The organism is Pandoraea sp. NPDC090278, from assembly GCF_044772185.1.
Lineage (GTDB): Bacteria > Pseudomonadota > Gammaproteobacteria > Burkholderiales > Burkholderiaceae > Pandoraea.
The window spans coordinates 213,254-229,677 of sequence record NZ_JBIVYJ010000007.1 but is presented as its reverse complement, the minus strand read 5'-3'; the positions used below and the strand labels follow the sequence as shown (position 1 = coordinate 229,677).

The 16,424-nt window shown below is 61.9% G+C and carries 15 protein-coding genes; 10 read left to right on the top strand and 5 right to left on the bottom strand.

Annotated features, from left to right (window positions below; genetic code table 11):
• Positions 1-7: 7 nt before the first annotated feature.
• Positions 8-1,000: a bifunctional riboflavin kinase/FAD synthetase gene (locus ACIQWO_RS23880; protein WP_402829525.1), complete on the bottom strand. Its 993-nt coding sequence runs from the start codon at positions 998-1,000 to the stop codon at positions 8-10.
• Between the two features lie 214 nt (positions 1,001-1,214).
• Between ACIQWO_RS23880 and purN the strand changes: the two genes are divergently transcribed.
• From purN to nadC, 6 genes are all read left to right on the top strand, one after another.
• Positions 1,215-1,874, top strand: a complete 660-nt coding sequence (purN, locus tag ACIQWO_RS23875; protein ID WP_402829523.1) for a phosphoribosylglycinamide formyltransferase — start codon at positions 1,215-1,217, stop codon at positions 1,872-1,874.
• Positions 1,875-2,071: 197 nt separating this feature from the next.
• Entirely contained in the window at positions 2,072-3,382 is a 1,311-nt protein-coding gene (locus ACIQWO_RS23870) for an RsmB/NOP family class I SAM-dependent RNA methyltransferase (RefSeq protein WP_402829661.1), read from the top strand.
• A 19-nt stretch (positions 3,383-3,401) separates the two neighbouring features.
• Entirely contained in the window at positions 3,402-4,844 is a 1,443-nt protein-coding gene (locus ACIQWO_RS23865; RefSeq protein ID WP_402829521.1) for a mechanosensitive ion channel family protein, read from the top strand.
• A gap of 315 nt (positions 4,845-5,159) precedes the next feature.
• Complete coding sequence (locus tag ACIQWO_RS23860) at positions 5,160-6,356, top strand: acyl-CoA desaturase (protein WP_150664353.1); 1,197 nt, start codon at positions 5,160-5,162, stop codon at positions 6,354-6,356.
• A gap of 94 nt (positions 6,357-6,450) precedes the next feature.
• A complete protein-coding gene (nadA, locus tag ACIQWO_RS23855) occupies positions 6,451-7,584 on the top strand; it encodes a quinolinate synthase NadA (protein ID WP_402829518.1) in 1,134 nt (377 codons plus the stop codon).
• Positions 7,584-8,486, top strand: a complete 903-nt coding sequence (gene nadC, locus ACIQWO_RS23850) for a carboxylating nicotinate-nucleotide diphosphorylase (RefSeq protein ID WP_402829516.1) — start codon at positions 7,584-7,586, stop codon at positions 8,484-8,486. The genes nadA and nadC overlap by 1 nt, the downstream gene beginning before the upstream one ends.
• 101 nt (positions 8,487-8,587) lie before the next feature.
• On the opposite strand, the gene nadB is transcribed toward nadC, so the two are convergent.
• From nadB to radC, 4 genes are all read right to left on the bottom strand, one after another.
• Positions 8,588-10,192, bottom strand: coding sequence for an L-aspartate oxidase (gene nadB / locus ACIQWO_RS23845; RefSeq protein WP_402829514.1), 1,605 nt, complete (start codon positions 10,190-10,192; stop codon positions 8,588-8,590).
• Positions 10,193-10,435: 243 nt separating this feature from the next.
• Positions 10,436-10,603 carry a 50S ribosomal protein L33 gene (gene rpmG, locus ACIQWO_RS23840; protein ID WP_039400834.1) on the bottom strand — a complete coding sequence of 56 codons (168 nt, stop codon included), beginning with the start codon at positions 10,601-10,603 and terminating at the stop codon, positions 10,436-10,438.
• A gap of 15 nt (positions 10,604-10,618) precedes the next feature.
• Positions 10,619-10,852 carry a 50S ribosomal protein L28 gene (gene rpmB, locus ACIQWO_RS23835; RefSeq protein ID WP_150664350.1) on the bottom strand — a complete coding sequence of 78 codons (234 nt, stop codon included), beginning with the start codon at positions 10,850-10,852 and terminating at the stop codon, positions 10,619-10,621.
• Between the two features lie 225 nt (positions 10,853-11,077).
• Positions 11,078-11,752, bottom strand: a complete 675-nt coding sequence (gene radC / locus ACIQWO_RS23830; RefSeq protein WP_402829511.1) for a DNA repair protein RadC — start codon at positions 11,750-11,752, stop codon at positions 11,078-11,080.
• A 187-nt stretch (positions 11,753-11,939) separates the two neighbouring features.
• On the opposite strand from radC, the gene ACIQWO_RS23825 reads away from it, so the two are divergent.
• The 4 genes from ACIQWO_RS23825 to ACIQWO_RS23810 all read left to right on the top strand — a co-directional run bounded on the left by ACIQWO_RS23825 (position 11,940) and on the right by ACIQWO_RS23810 (position 16,421).
• Positions 11,940-12,395: a peptidylprolyl isomerase gene (locus tag ACIQWO_RS23825; protein ID WP_039400826.1), complete on the top strand. Its 456-nt coding sequence runs from the start codon at positions 11,940-11,942 to the stop codon at positions 12,393-12,395.
• An 8-nt stretch (positions 12,396-12,403) separates the two neighbouring features.
• A complete protein-coding gene (ispH, locus tag ACIQWO_RS23820; protein WP_402829508.1) occupies positions 12,404-13,375 on the top strand; it encodes a 4-hydroxy-3-methylbut-2-enyl diphosphate reductase in 972 nt (323 codons plus the stop codon).
• Between the two features lie 675 nt (positions 13,376-14,050).
• Positions 14,051-15,259: a branched-chain amino acid ABC transporter substrate-binding protein gene (locus ACIQWO_RS23815; protein WP_402829506.1), complete on the top strand. Its 1,209-nt coding sequence runs from the start codon at positions 14,051-14,053 to the stop codon at positions 15,257-15,259.
• Between the two features lie 211 nt (positions 15,260-15,470).
• On the top strand, positions 15,471-16,421 hold the full coding sequence (locus tag ACIQWO_RS23810; RefSeq protein WP_039400819.1) for a branched-chain amino acid ABC transporter permease: 951 nt from the start codon (positions 15,471-15,473) through the stop codon (positions 16,419-16,421).
• Positions 16,422-16,424 lie beyond the last annotated feature (3 nt).

Below are 16,424 nucleotides of genomic sequence, written 5' to 3'. Positions count from 1 at the left end.
GCGAAGATCAACTAATTCGGTCGGTCGCCGTGGTGGCGAAATCGCGTCGTACGCTCGGGCTATTGGCGTCGAGCGCATGGGCGAAATAGGCACGGGCTTCGCGCGTGTCCTGCGCGATGGCGGCTTCGAGTTCGGCCAGTCCGTCGAATTTCGCTTCGTCACGCAGTTTCTGCAAAAATTCCACGCGCACCAGCTTGCCGTAGCAATCGCCCACGAAGTCGAGCAAATGCACTTCGAGCAGCACGCGACCGGAATCGTCCACGGTCGGGCGCAGGCCCAGGCTCGCCACGGCGGGCAGCGGTTTGTCCGCCAGACCGTGCACCTGAACGACGAAGATGCCCGAGAGGGCCGGGTGCTTGTGCGCGATGCGCAGATTGAGTGTCGGGAAGCCCAGCTTGCGGCCGAGCTTCATGCCATGCACAACGTGACCGGTGATCGCGTACGGACGGCCGAGCAGCGCGTGAGCGCGCTCAAAGTTGCCGTCGGCGAGCGCCGCGCGTACTTCCGAGCTGGAAATGCGCACGCCGTCGTGTGCGATGGTCGGCATCTGCTCGACGACGAAGTCGAAGCGACGGCCCGCGTCACGCAGATATTCGATGTCGCCCGCGCGTTTCGCGCCGAAGCGGAAATCGTCACCCACCAGCAGCCAGCGGGTGTGCAGGCCGTCGACGATGATGTTGCGCACGAAGTCTTCGGGCGACTGGCCTGCGAAATGGGCGTTGAAGTGCTCCACCACGAGACGGTCGACGCCGTGCGAGCGCAGCGCTTCGAACTTGTCGCGCAGATTGGAGATGCGGGCAGGCGCCCGGTCGGGCATGAAGTATTCGCGGGGATGCGGCTCGAACGTCATCACGCACACCGGCAAGCCGCGCGCAGCCCCCGCCGCGCGCACGCGCGCGAGCAGTGCCTGGTGGCCCAGATGCACGCCGTCGAAATTGCCGATCGTCAGCACGCAGGGCGCTTTGCTTTGCGCGTTGGGTAGACCCCGGAAGACTCGCACGATAAGGAAGCGTCTACAGGACGTTGAGTGATGAAATAGCCGCGCGGCGTGGCTGAGAGGGTCTGGCGGCCTGTCGCGCCCGGTGACAACCGGTCGACACAGGGCGCTCGAACCGACATTGCGGCGCCGCGGAACGTTGAATTATAAACGCTTCGGGGCCATCGCGGCGCGGATCGCGCTGTCTGGTGCGCCGCGCCAATGATAAAATCCGGCGATGAAGAACATTGTCATCCTGATTTCCGGACGAGGCAGCAACATGCAGGCCATCGTCCGGGCCTGTACCGCAGAAGGCTGGCCGGCCCGCGTGGCCGCCATCATCGCTAATCGTCCCGACGCCGAAGGCCTGGCATTTGCCCAGGAAAACGGCATCCCCACGGCCGTGGTCCCGAGCCGCGGCAAGACCCGTGAAGATTTCGACGCCGAGCTGGCCGCCGAGATCGACCGCCACCAGCCCGATCTGGTCGTGCTTGCCGGGTTCATGCGCATTCTTACGCCGGAATTCACCGGCCGCTACGCCGGACGTCTTATCAACATCCATCCGTCGCTGTTGCCCGCGTTCCCGGGGCTGCAAACGCACGCCCGCGCACTGGAAGCCGGTTGCAAGATCGTCGGGGCAACGGTGCATTTCGTGACGGCCGAGCTGGACCACGGTCCGTACGTGCTGCAAACCGCCTTGCCCGTGCGCCACGGCGACACGCCCGAGACTCTGGCAGAGCGCATTCTGCCCCTGGAGCACATCATTTACCCGCGCGCCGTGCGCTGGTTCGTGGAAGACCGTCTGGTCATCGCCGAGGGTCGCGTGACACTGACCCCGCGTGCAGATGGCACTTCCGATTCACAAGATTCGCAATGGCTTTTTGGTGAGGACGCATGAGCACCCGCCCGACCCAGCGCCGCGATGGCGCCAAACAATCCGGTCACCGCTCCGGCGGCCGTTCCTCCGATCCCCGTCAGTCGTCCAAGGGCGGCAGTGGTGGCAATGGCGAGCGCCAGGAGCGCTACGTCCGTCCCGACAAGTACGACCGCACGCGCTACGAGCGCCGTCCGGACGCGCCGGTCGGTGGCACCGGCATGCGCGGCGAGCGTCTGCCCCCGGCGCTTTTCGAACATACGCAGCGCCTGCTTGGCAGCGTGCTGACGTTCACCGGCCCGGCCGACACGCTGGTTAGCACCTACTTCCGCGCCAACGACAAGCTGGGCCACCGCGAGCGCGGTGTGCTGGCGGAGACGGTCTTCGCCATCCTGCGCCGCAAGCTCGAATTCGGTCAGCACGCCGTGAGCGGCACGGGCTCGCAGGAGCGTCGTCTGGCGCTGCTCGGTCTGGCCTTCACGCGCGGCATCGCGTCGGTAGAGCTGGTCGCGACGCCCGAAGAAGCCACGTGGCTTGAACACGTCGGTCAGATCGATCCGGCGAGCCTCGCGCCGCGAGTACGTACTAACTTGCCTGCGTGGCTGTACGACCGTCTGGCCGCGCGTTTCGACGCCACCGAACTGGAAGCGCTTGCCGCCGCACTGAACCAGCCTGCCCCGCTCGACTGCCGTGTGAACCTGATCAAGGCGACCCGCGACGACGTGCTGGCCGGGCTGCGTGAGAGCGGGTTCTCGGCTGAGCCGACGCCGATGGCACCCAACGGCATTCGCCTGGCGGGCAAGCCTGCGTTGCAGAAACACCCGTTGTTCATGTCCGGCGCCATCGAAGTCCAGGACGAAGGCAGCCAGTTGCTGTGCCAACTGGTCGCGCCGCGTCGTGGCGAGATGATCGTCGACTTTTGTGCGGGCGCGGGCGGCAAGACGCTCGCCATCGGCGCGGCCATGCGCTCGACCGGGCGTCTGTATGCATTCGACGTGTCGGAGAAGCGTCTGGCCAAGCTCAAACCGCGTCTGGCGCGCAGCGGTCTGTCGAACGTCTATCCGGTGATGATCGACAGCGAGAACGACAGCAAGATCAAGCGTCTGGCGGGCAAGATCGACCGCGTGCTGGTCGACGCGCCGTGCAGCGGGCTCGGCACGCTGCGTCGCAATCCGGATCTGAAGTGGCGTCAGTCGCCGCAGTCGGTCGAAGAACTCACGCAAAAGCAGACGTCCATCCTCGCGAGCGCCGCGCGCCTCGTGAAGCCGGGTGGCCGCCTCGTGTACGCGACGTGTAGTGTGCTGACCGAAGAGAACGGTGCGATTGCCGAGGCGTTCCTCGCCGCGCATCCGGACTTCGTGCTGTTGCCTGCGAACGAATTGCTGGCGGCGCAGAAAATCGGACTCGACACGGGCAAGTACCTCGAACTGCTGCCGAACCGCAACGCGACCGACGGCTTTTTCGCCGCCGTGTTCGAACGTCGTCCGGCCGCCAAGGCCCCAGTCGTGCCGTCAGCTAATATCGACGAATAACAAGAAGAGATAGAAAGATATGGCGATGCAGGAAAGTCCGGCTTTCGCGAGGTTGGTGCGCGATGTCGTTCGCGACTTCGGCGATCCGCAGATCATCTGGCAGATCGTCGCGCTCGTGGGCGCGCTTGCCGTCGCCCTCGTGTTGCGTCGCTGGATGATCGGACGCCTCGATCGCCATTTCGAGCGCGTCGCACCGGCACGCCGAGCGGGCGCGTCAAGCCTGCGCCGCTCGTTCTTTCCGATGTTCGGCTGGATGTGCGTGGCGCTCACGCGTGTGGTGCTTCAGGAGTACACGCACGTCTCGCTGCTGATGCTCGCGGAAGTCCCGCTGTTCGGCACTGCGCTCATCTATCTCGCGTTCTACTTCGCTCGACGGTTGTTTGCCTCGTCGCCCCATGCTTCGGGGCTGCTCAAGGTGTTCGAGCGGGTGTTCACGACGCTCGCCTGGTTCTCGATGCTCGCCTACGTGCTGGGCGTGCACGACGACATCCTCAAGTGGCTCGCCAGCGTGAAGTTCGCTGTCGGCTCAAGCCATCTGACGCTGCTCTCGATGCTGTCGGGCCTGCTCTGGATCGGCGTGACGCTGGTGCTGGCGATGTGGGTCGGCTCGCTGATCGAAGATCGGATCATGCGCACGACCACGCTCGACGGCAACCTGAAGGTGGTGCTCTCGCGTGTGGTCAAGGGCCTGCTGACGCTGATCGCCGTGCTCGCGACGCTGTCGTTCGTCGGCATCGACATCACCGTGCTGGGCGTGTTCGGCGGTGCGCTTGGCGTGGGGTTGGGTTTCGGTTTGCAGAAGATCGCCTCGAACCTCGTGTCGGGCTTCATCATCCTGCTGGACCGCTCCGTGCGTATCGGCGACCTGATTACGGTGTCGACGTATCACGGCACCGTCTCGCAAATCAACACGCGGTACTCGGTCGTGCGCGGGCTGGACGGCGTCGAAGCGCTGGTGCCGAACGAGCAGCTGGTGACGAACGTCGTGCAGAACCATTCGTTCACCGAGACCCGTGGACGCGCCAAAGTGAATGTGCAGGTCGCCTATAGCGCGGACGTCGAACTGGCGATGTCGCTCATGCTCAAGGCGGCGGAAGACATCCCCCGCGTGCTGACGGACCCGCCACCCTCGGCGCTGCTGCTGAACTTCGGCGCGGATGGGATGGATCTGGAAATGGGATTCTGGGTGCAAGATCCGGCGCAGGGCAGCGGTGCGATCCGTTCCACCATCAATTTGCGGATTTGGCGCACATTTCGCGAACATGGTATTGAAATTCCGTATGCCCAGCGCGAAATACGTATCCTGAACGACTGGCCGGATGGGATTCCTGCGCAAGCCCCCCATCTGCCGGTCAATGGCCCCGTTTCGCCGGAGGGGGCGCACGAACAGCCGGATTCGGCCAATTCGACGCCCCAAACGCCGCTGCCACAGGCGGATGACGCTGGAAAGACGGCCCGATAGACCTTTTTCCCTAAGCTGCCGGGTTGACCTGCGACAAAATGCGTGGCTGCAAGGCGACACACGGGCGACGGTCCGTCGGGTAAAATGCGTCCCAAACCATAAAACCAGACGTTCACTGGCACGTTTTCCGCCCATATCGCACCGGCATCCGCAACTTGCCGTCCTCCAGCGAATCGAAGCGTCAAGCGAGCGCAAGAACGAGACCTGACGCGACGGCCTATGTCCTCATCGGCCTTCGGCCCGACAAGACAAGACACGGCACATTTCGATGCTTTGCCGTGATGGCTACCGTATTGATTAGTTTGGAGTGATATTTTGCTGGACAGTCTCCTTGGATTTCTCTCGACCGGCCTGCTCGACTGGAGCGGCTGGAAGATCTTCTTCTACACGTTGGCCGTCACCCATGTGACGATCGCCGGTGTGACCATCTATCTGCATCGTTGCCAGGCGCACCGCGCGCTCGACGTGCATCCGATCGTCGCCCATTTCTTCCGTTTCTGGCTGTGGATGACCACGGGCATGATCACGAGCGAGTGGGCCGCGATTCACCGCAAGCACCACGCCAAGTGCGAAACGCCGGAAGACCCGCATAGCCCGCAAACGCGCGGCCTGTGGAAGGTGCTGGCTGAAGGCGCCGAACTCTATCGCGCCGAAGCGAAGAACGAAGAAACGCTGCGCAAGTTCAGCCACGGCACGCCGAACGACTGGATCGAAAACAACATCTACAAGCGTTATCCGATTCTGGGTATCAGCATGATGATGATCATCAACATCGCACTGTTCGGTGCCCTCGGTCTGACCGTGTGGGCTGTGCAGATGGTGTGGATCCCGTTCTGGGCTGCTGGTGTGATCAACGGTCTGGGCCACTACTGGGGCTATCGCAACTTCAATTGCGCCGACGCGTCGACGAACCTGCTGCCGTGGGGCATCATCATCGGCGGCGAAGAGCTGCACAACAACCACCACACGTACGCCACGTCGGCCAAGCTGTCGAACAAGTGGTACGAATTCGACATCGGCTGGCTGTACATCCGTACGCTGTCGTTTGTGGGGCTGGCCAAGGTGAAGAAGGTTGCGCCGACGCCGAAGCTCGCGAAGATCAAAGCAGCATGCGACGACGATACGTTGCAGGCCGTGCTCTCGAACCGCTATGAAGTGATGGCGCGTTACGCGAAGACCTTCCAGCGTGCCTACGGCGAGGAGCTGGCGCGCTTCAAGGACAAGCGTCAGCATGGCGAATATCAGTTGTTCCGCGGCGCGCGCAAGTGGCTGCATCACGACGAAGCATCGCTGCAAGAGCCGCAGAAGCAGCAACTGGGCGAGATCTTCGCGCACAGCAACGCCGTGAAGACGTACTACGAACTGCGTCGCGAACTGGCCGGTATCTGGGACCGTTCGAACGCATCGCGCGAGCAGTTGCTGGGTCAGTTGCAGAACTGGTGCCATCGCGCCGAGCAGAGCGGCATTCACGCATTGCAGGAATTCGCGACGCGTCTGCGCCGCTACGCGTGAACGGGTTCAGCCAGAAATCTGTTTTTGACGCATAATCGAAACCCCGCCACGGCGGGGTTTTGTCATTCCAGGTCCCCCCTCGGGCCACGCGAAAATGAATGCCTCACTTAAATCCGTAGAATTCGAGCGCCCCGCATCGAGTGGCGCCACGTGCGTAGCCCACGCCTGGGCACGCGTCCCGGAGGCGCCGTCGCAGGAGGAACGCGCGGCGCTCAAGGCCAAGATCAAGCGTTTGCTCGTCGAGCGGGACGCCGTGTTGGTGGCGCACTATTACGTCGATTCCGACCTGCAGGATCTCGCCGAAGAGACCGGCGGCTGCGTGGCCGATTCGCTCGAAATGGCGCGTTTCGGCCGGAATCATGCCGCCAAGACGCTCGTAGTGGCTGGCGTGCGTTTCATGGGCGAGACGTCGAAGATTTTGAGTCCCGAAAAACGCATTTTGATGCCCGACCTCGACGCGACCTGTTCGCTCGATCTGGGCTGTCCGGCAGACGAGTTCGCCGCGTTCTGCGATGCGCATCCGGATCGCACTGTTGTTGTCTACGCGAACACGAGTGCCGCCGTGAAGGCGCGTGCCGACTGGATGGTGACGTCGTCCATCGGCCTCGAAATCGTGGCGCATCTGCACGCGCAGGGTAAGAAGATTCTCTGGGCACCGGACCGCCATCTGGGCAGCTACGTCCAGAAGCAGACGGGTGCCGACATGCTGTTGTGGCAGGGCGCTTGCCTCGTGCACGACGAGTTCAAGGCCACCGAACTCGAACTGCTGCGCCGCGAATACCCGAACGCCAAGGTGCTGGTGCACCCGGAGTCGCCGGCGGCGGTCGTCGAGCTGGCGGACGTCGTGGGTTCGACGTCGCAGATGATCACAGCGGCGCAGACCATGGACGCCACCGAGTTCATCGTGGCCACCGACAACGGCATTTTGCACAAGATGCGCGCCGCAGCGCCGGGCAAGCGCTTTATCGAAGCGCCGACGGCAGGCAACAGCGCCACGTGCAAGAGCTGCGCGCACTGCCCGTGGATGGCGATGAACAGCCTGCAAAATCTGGCCGACGTGCTGGAGACCGGGGCGAACGAAATTCACGTCGATCCCGAGATCGGCCGCCGCGCCCATACCTGTATCGACCGTATGTTGACGTTCGCCGAAGCGCGCAAGCAGAACGTGCGCGCGAGCGGTGATTTCGCGCGCGACGGCGCACTCTTTTCCGGCGTAGGCCCCGCATAATGACGCAATCGAAAACGTTGAGCACTGCCGAGGCACTCTCTCCTGAATTCGCTATTTTCGGTGAGCCGATCGAAGCGGCGATCACACGCAATGTGCGTGACGCGCTTGACGAAGACATCGGCAGCGGCGACCTGACGGGCCTGTTGGTACCGTCGGACGAAATGGCGCATGCGCGCATCATCGTGCGCGAGTCAGCCGTACTTTGCGGTGTGCGCTGGTTCGAGCGCACCATGCAGGGTGTGGACCCGTCCGTGCGCGTGCAGTGGCATTACCGCGAAGGCGAGCGCATGGCACCCGATTCGGTGGTGTGCGACATCCAGGGTCCGGCGCGCGCATTGCTCACGGGTGAGCGCACGTCGATGAACTTCCTTCAGATGCTCTCGGGCGTTGCGACCTCCGTGCGCCGGTATGCAGATATTGTGGAAGGCACCAAGGCGCGTGTTCTCGATACGCGCAAGACGATGCCCGGCCTGCGTCTCGCACAGAAGTTCGCGGTGCTCGTTGGTGGCGGAATGAATCAACGTCTCGCGCTCTACGACGGCATTCTCATCAAAGAGAATCACATCGCGGCCGCTGGCGGTATTCGTCAGGTGCTGGCAAACGCGGATCGTCTGGCTGACGGAGCGTCCGTCCAGATCGAAGTGGAGTCGCTGGAAGAGCTGGAGACCGCGCTCGAATGCGGCGCAACGTCGATCCTGCTCGACAACTTCACGCTGGAAATGATGCGTGAAGCGGCGCGCATTTCGGATGGACGTGCTGTGCTGGAAGCGTCGGGCGGCATCAATCTTGAATCGGTGCGTGCGATTGCGGAGACGGGTGTCGACCGTATTTCCATTGGCGGGCTGACCAAGGATGTCCGTGCGACCGACTTCTCCATGCGGATTCTGGAGACGGTGGGGTAAGCGCCGAGATTCGATCTGCCGCGCTGACATAGCGTGGCAAGCAAAAAGGCCGCAGGTTTTACCCTGCGGCCTTTTTGTTTGCGTGCGCCCGAGCGTCCGACTTACCGCTTGCGGCGCGGCAGCGGCGGCGAAATCACCGTCGGCAGCGCCTTCGGCAGCGTATCGGGGAAGTCACGCGAGAAGTGCAGCCCACGACTTTCGCGACGCGACAACGCGCTATCGACGATCAGCGACGCGACGTCGACCAAATTCCGTAGCTCAAGCAAATCCCGGCTGACGCGGAAATTCGCGTAATACTCGGCGATCTCCTCGCGAAGCAACGCGATGCGATGCTGCGCTCGCTCCAGTCGCTTGGTCGTGCGCACGATGCCGACGTAGTTCCACATCATGCGGCGCAGCTCGTCCCAGTTGTGGGCGACGACGACTTCTTCGTCCGCATCCGAGACGCGGCTTTCGTCCCACGCGGGCGCGTCGATGGTGGGCGGATGTTTGGCTTCGTCCCGTTGAATATCTTCTGCCGTGGCCTTCCCAAGCACAATGCACTCCAGCAGCGAGTTACTGGCAAGCCGGTTCGCACCGTGCAGGCCCGTGTAAGTCGCTTCGCCGACGGCGTAAAGCCCGGGCAGATCGGTGCGGCCGCGCATATCGGTCACAACCCCGCCGCAGGTGTAGTGCGCCGCGGGTACGACCGGAATCGGTTGCTTCGTGATGTCGATGCCCAGCTCTGCGCAACGCGCCATAATCGTCGGGAAATGCTCGCGCAGGAACTCGGGGCTTTGATGGCTGATGTCGAGATACACGCAGTCGAGGCCGTGCTTTTTCATCTCGAAGTCGATGGCGCGGGCCACGATGTCGCGTGGCGCCAGTTCGGCGCGCGGATCGTGTTGCAGCATGAAGCGAGTGCCGTCGGGCAGTACCAGGCGGCCGCCTTCGCCGCGCACGGCTTCCGTGATCAGGAATGACTTGGCGTACGGGTGATAGAGGCACGTCGGGTGGAACTGGATGAACTCCATGTTCGCAATGCGGCAACCTGCGCGCGACGCCATGGCAATACCGTCACCGGTCGCGGTATCGGGGTTCGTCGTGTAGAGGTAGACCTTGCCCGCACCGCCGGTGGCCAGCACTGTGTGTCGGGCCGTCATGGCGTGCACCTCGCCGGTGCCGAGATCCTGAACGTACAACCCCTGACAGTGACGACCAGCCGTGGGCGCGTCGTCGGCGCGATCGGAGGTGATCAGATCGACGGCGAAGTGGTTCTCGAAGAGGGTGATGTTCGGATGCTTGCGCACGCGCTCGGTAAGCGTCGCAATGACGGCGTGCCCGGTCGCGTCGGCGGCGTGGATGATGCGTCGGTGGCTGTGTCCGCCTTCGCGCGTCAGGTGAAAGCCGAGTTCAGCGTCGGCGTCGCGGGTAAAGGGCACACCCTGTTCGATGAGCCATTCTATGGCTTCGCGGCTGTGTTCGATGATGAAACGCGTGGCCGCTTCGTCGCAGAGTCCTGCGCCGGCGATCAACGTATCGGAGACATGCTCGTCGACGCTGTCGGTCGAATCCAGTACGGCGGCGATGCCACCCTGTGCCCAGTCGCTCGCACCTTCGGGCATCGGGCGTTTGGCGACGAGCGCCACGCGGCAGGTATTGGCCAGATGCAGGGCGACGGACTGGCCGGCGAGCCCGCTGCCGACGATGACGACATCGAAATTCATGATACGCGCGGTGTCTGGGATCGACGCGGCGACACTGGCGCGATCCTCGTAATGGGAGAGGAGCCAGTATAGCGAGTCAATACGCGCGTGGCACATGACCCTATGCGCACATCAGGGAAATTGCGCTTGGAAAGACTACGCATAGCGTAGCAGTGCAATTTTCGGGACGCCCAAACGAAAATACCCCGCCAGAGGCGGGGTATCGAACGCAGTAGCAAGCTACCGCGATGAAACCTGTTGATCTTATTTGATCTTGGTTTCTTTGTATTCGACGTGCTTACGAGCCACCGGGTCGAACTTGCTGATAGCCATCTTTTCCGGATGGGTACGCTTGTTCTTGGTGGTCGTGTAGAAATGACCCGTACCTGCGGTCGATTCCAGCTTGATCTTGTCGCGAGCGCCTTTTGCCATGATGAGCTCCTAAACTTAGATGGCGTTACGCGAACGCAGGTCCGCGAGAACGACATCGATGCCGACCTTATCGATCAGGCGCAAGCCGGCGTTCGAAAGACGCAGACGCACAAAGCGGTTTTCGCTCTCAACCCAGAACCGGCGATTTTGCAAGTTCGGGAGGAAACGACGCTTGGTTTTGTTATTGGCGTGGGAAACGTTGTTGCCGACCATCGGCGCTTTCCCGGTCACTTGACATACGCGTGCCATGAAGCACTCCTAACCCAGAATTCTGTGTAAAAAAAGGTGAGTCGAAAAGACAGACAGCGATAATACCACAAAAATCCCAGACAAATCAATCGCTTTAGTCGATGTAGGACGTAACTCCCTGGTGGGAAACGTCTGTCGGAGATTCGGGGAAGGGACGGAGTATAGCGTAAGCCGGGCCCGAATGCGACCCGGCTGCCAAATTTATGTGCAGGGTGTTGTTCCCCGTCACAGTTCACCGCCCTCGGCCATTGAGTAGACAGTGTCTCCCGCCACGATGAAATGATCGAGCAGTCGGATCTCCAGCAGGGCCAGCGCATCGCCCAACTGGCGCGTGAGCGCTAGATCGGCCGCACTCGGCGTCGGGATGCCGGACGGATGATTGTGGGCCACGATGATGGCAGCTGCATGAAGATCCAGCGCTGCACGCACGATTTCCCTCGGGTAGGCGCATGTCTGGGTGAGCGTGCCCTCGAACATGATGCGCGTGCCGACCAGCCGATGCGCTGCATCCAGAAACAGGCAGACGAAGCGCTCGCGAGACATATCTTGCAGCGTGAGGCGCAGATAGTCGCGCACGCGGGCGGGAGAATCGAGCAGGCAGCTAGATTGCATCCCCTCTCGCAACATGCGGCGCGCCACTTCGAGGGCTGCCTGAAATTGAAGCGATTTCGCCTGACCCAGCCCCGGTATCTGACGCAGCGTCTCGAACGGTGTGGCCAGCAGGCGGGCAAGCGAGCCGGTGCGGGTCAGCAACTCGCGCCCGAGCTCGACGGCGTTGCGGCCTTGCGAGCCGGTGCGCAGCAGGATGGCAAGCAATTCGGCGTCGGACAGAGCATTCGGGCCGTGGGCCAGCATTTTTTCACGGGGGCGCTCGGCAAGAGGCCAGTGGGCGATGGACATGACGACTCCAGGATCGGGGACCGATGATCGGACACGACCACGCGCATGATCGCGGGTGTCACGGATGACAGGGGAAACACAAACCGGGAAGCCGCCACGGGAAAATTTCGGGGCGGCTTTGATGGGGAGCCGGACGCGCAACGCGTCGTCGCTTACAATAATAGCTTGACCTTGCTGTGAGACCCCCATGAGTTCTGTTGCAACCCCCGTGGTTCAAGACAATTCCTATCTGACGCTTCACTACCGGATTGGCGCGCCCGACGGCGCGGACATTGTCAACACTTTCGAAGGCACCCCTGCAACGATGCAGCTGGGCGGCGGCCAGATGGCGCCGACGCTGGAGCAGGCGATGCTGGGCATGACAGTGGGGGAGCGACGCCGCGTCGAGCTGGCACCGGAGCAGGCCTTTGGCCCTCGCAATCCGGATCTGCTGCAACGCGTCTCGATGAAGACGTTGCAGGAGAACAGCAACTTCGGGGAAGAATATAGCGTTGGCGATCTGGTCGAGTTCAACGCGCCGAGCGGTGGTCGCTATGCGGGCATCCTGCGCGAACTGGGCGACGGCTGGGCATTGTTCGACTTCAACCATCCGCTGGCTGGCCAGCCGATCGTGTTCGAAGTCCAGATTATCGGCATTCTGTAGGAATCGAAATGAGCGCCACCCAAGTCGTAGCACCGACGCTGTCGGATGCAGAAATTCTGCTGGCTCAGCCGCGCGGCTTTTGCGCGGGTGTCGACCGCGCGATCGAGATTGTCGAGCGCGCCCTGACGATGTATGGCGCACCGATCTACGTGCGTCACGAAATCGTGCACAACGTGTATGTCGTCGAGAACCTTCGCAAGAAGGGCGCGATCTTCATCGAAGAATTGTCCGATGTGCCTTCGGGCAACACGTTGATCTTCAGCGCGCACGGCGTTTCGCAGGCGGTACGTGCCGAGGCCGAATCGCGTGGCCTGCGCATTTTCGATGCGACTTGCCCGCTCGTGACGAAGGTTCACGTCGAAGTCGCCAAGATGCGCGGCCAAGGGCTCGAGATCATCATGATCGGCCACAAGGGTCACCCCGAAGTGGAGGGCACGATGGGCCAGTCGGGCGAGGGCATGTTCCTCGTCGAGACGATCGAAGACGTGCTTGCACTGCAAGTGGCGGACGAAAGCAAGCTGGCATTCGTGACGCAGACGACGTTGTCGGTCGACGACGCCGCCGAAGTCATCAACGCGCTCAAGAAGCGCTTCCCGCTGATCACCGAGCCGAAGAAACAGGATATCTGCTACGCCACGCAGAACCGTCAGGACGCCGTGAAGTTCATGGCGCCGCAGTGCGACGTGGTCGTGGTCGTCGGCAGCCCGAACAGTTCCAATTCGAACCGTCTGCGTGAAGTGGCCGAGAAGATGGGCGTACCGGCCTATATGGTGGACTCGCCGGATCAGCTCAAGCCGGAGTGGTTCGACGGCAAGCGTCGCATCGGTGTGACGGCTGGCGCATCGGCCCCCGAGGTGCTGGCGCAGTCGATCGTATCGCGTCTGCGCGAACTGGGCGTCAATCAGGTCAAGGTGCTCGACGGCGTGGAAGAGAACATCGCGTTCCCGCTGCCCAAGGGCCTGACCCAAATGGCGAGCTAAACAGCACGCCGGGGTGGGGTGCCGCGCCTGCGGCGCACTGACCACCCAGCAGCAAGACTCTCGGTCGGCGCTCACGCCGCATGACCGACAAACCGGGTGCCGTACCTCACGGCCCCGGTTTTTTTACGTCTGCCCGCACCGTGTCTCCCTCCGCCTACTGCAAAAACCCATTGCGGCGTTTTCGCACCGTCACCGTAATTTCCGCAAAACCCCCGCACGTCGAAAATTGGAAGTTTTAACGTCTCGTCAGCCAAAACCGAATGACGTTATTGATAATTCAACGGACATGGAATTAAAGAAAATAAAAGCCGCCTGGATTTTCGGAATCTAATTATTTATATGCTTGCTTAATTAGAAAGAACCCTCCAAATCAAATGGGCATGCTAATTGCTTATTAGATTGGTACGGCATCCGGGCCCTTGAATGGTGCACCGGTTGCACCATAAGGCCGCCCGGGGAGTCGCGCGCGGGCGCGTAAAATCATTCACAAATTCGGGGTTGCGCTTTTGAAAAGATAGGGTTGCACAAGTCGGTATAAAACCTTAGTCCTCCATTATGGAAAACCCTGTGGCTACGGGCGTCGCAGCCGCAAAGAATGGAGTTACAATGCGCGCGTTTCGCATACGAAACATCGATTTGGCGTTATTAAATCGCCGACAATCTGGAGATAATCACATGCAACTCAAGTTCGCGAAGGTACTGCCCGTAGTCGCCGCAGTGACGCTGCTGGCGGCTTGCGGCCAGAAGGAAGAAAAGCAGGCCGATTCGGGTGCCGCTTCTGCACCTGCCGCGACGACTGCCGCCAGCGGGGGCGGCGATGCGGTTGTCATTAAGATCGGTCACGTTGCACCGTTGACGGGCCAAATTGCTCACTTGGGCAAAGATAACGAAAATGGTGCACGCCTGGCCATTGAAGAGGCCAACAAGGCGGGCCTGACCATCGATGGCAAGCCGGTCAAGCTTGAGCTGGTGGCAGAAGACGACGCCGCCGATCCGAAGACCGCAACGCAGGTTGCCCAAAAGCTCGTCGACGAGAAGGTTGTCGCCGTGGTGGGTCACTTGAATTCGGGCACGACGATCCCGGCTTCGAAGATCTACAGCGATGCGGGCATCGTGCAGATCTCGCCGTCGGCGACCAACCCGGCTTACACGCTGCAGGGCTTCAAGACGGCCTACCGCGTGGTCGCTACCGACGCACAGCAGGGTCCGGCACTGGCCAACTACGCGACCAAGGCGCTTAATGCCAAGTCGGTTGCCATCGTCGACGACGCCACGGCATACGGCAAGGGTCTGGCCGATGAGTTCGAGAAGACCGCCAAGGCCAATGGCCTGAAGGTGCTCTCGCACGATGCGACCAACGACAAGGCCACGGACTTCCGCGCCATTCTGACCAAGATCAAGGGTGAGAAGCCGGACATCATCATGTACGGCGGTATGGATGCCACCGGCGGCCCGTTCGCCAAGCAATCGAAGGAACTGGGTATTGGCGCCAAGGTGCTGGCCGGTGACGGCGTGTGTACCGACAAGGTGGCCGAACTCGCTGGCGACGCCATCGACAACATCGTCTGCTCGGAAGCGGGTATGGCGCTGTCGAAGATGGAAGGCGGTGCGGACTTCTCGAAGCGCTACGAAGACCGCTTCAAGCAGCCGATCCAGATCTACGCCCCGTTCACGTATGACGCTGTGAACGTGATCGTCGACGCGATGAAGCGTGCCAACTCGGCAGACCCGGCGAAGATCCTGGCGGCCATGCCGGCCACGGACTACAAGGGTGTTATCGGCCACATCGCCTTCGACAGCAAGGGCGACATGAAGGAGCCGGTGATCACGCTCTACAACTACAAGGATAAGAAGAAGAGCGTGCTTGACGTGGTGAAGATGTAAGTCCCGGGCGCTCGCGCCATGAAACGGCACCGCTGCCTACCCGTTCGGTGCCGTATCGATATCTGCGGAAAGAGGCCGTGCCTGCATGACGGGCACGGCTCTCCTCCTGACACAGGATTACGCCTCATAACCCGCAGTTCTCTCGGCCCCCTCGCGCGCCCTATCGGGCAAGCGTGTCGAGAGCCCGTTTCCGGGACAAGGAGTTAGCTTCATGGATATTTTTATCCAACAAATCTTGAACGGCCTCGTGCTTGGCAGCGTCTACGCGATCATTGCACTGGGCTATACGATGGTCTACGGCATTCTGGGCATCATCAACTTTGCCCACGCCGACGTGATGATGATCGGCGCGATGGTCGCGCTGTCCACCATCAACCTGCTGTTGAAGATCGCGCCGGACATGAACCCGGCGCTCATGCTGGCGATTGCCACGCTCGTGTGTATGCCCGTGTGTGCGATAGCCAACTTCGTGATCGAGCGTGTGGCCTACCGGCCGTTGCGTAATGCGCCGCGCCTGGCCCCTCTGATCACCGCCATCGGCGTCTCGTTGCTTCTGCAGACGATCGCCATGCTGATCTGGTCGCGTAACCCCCTCTCGTTCCCGCAACTGCTACCGACCGACGCCATGAACGTCATTCCGCCGCGCGGCGATCATCCCGGCGCGGTCACAAACGGCACCGGTATCGTGATCGTGGTCGTAGCGTTCCTCGTCATGTTCGGTCTGACCCAGCTCGTGAACCGCACCAAGCTTGGGCGTGCCATGCGTGCGACGGCGGAAAACCGCAACGTCGCCGGTCTCATGGGCGTGAACCCGAACTTCGTGATCTCCGCGACGTTCGCCCTCGGTGGCGCGCTCGCCGCTCTCGCGGGCGTGATGATGGCCTCGAACTACGGCAACGCGCACTTCTACATGGGCTTTATTCCCGGCATGAAGGCGTTCACCGCTGCGGTGCTCGGCGGTATCGGCAACTTGCAGGGCGCCATGGTGGGCGGCGTGCTGCTCGGCCTGATCGAAGCATTGGGCGCGGGCTACATCGGCGATCTGACCGGTGGTGTCTTCGGGAGTAACTATCAGGACGTCTTTGCGTTTGTCGTGCTGATTGTGGTGCTGGTGTTCCGTCCGAGCGGCCTGCTCGGCGAGCGCGTGGCAGACCGTGCATAAACG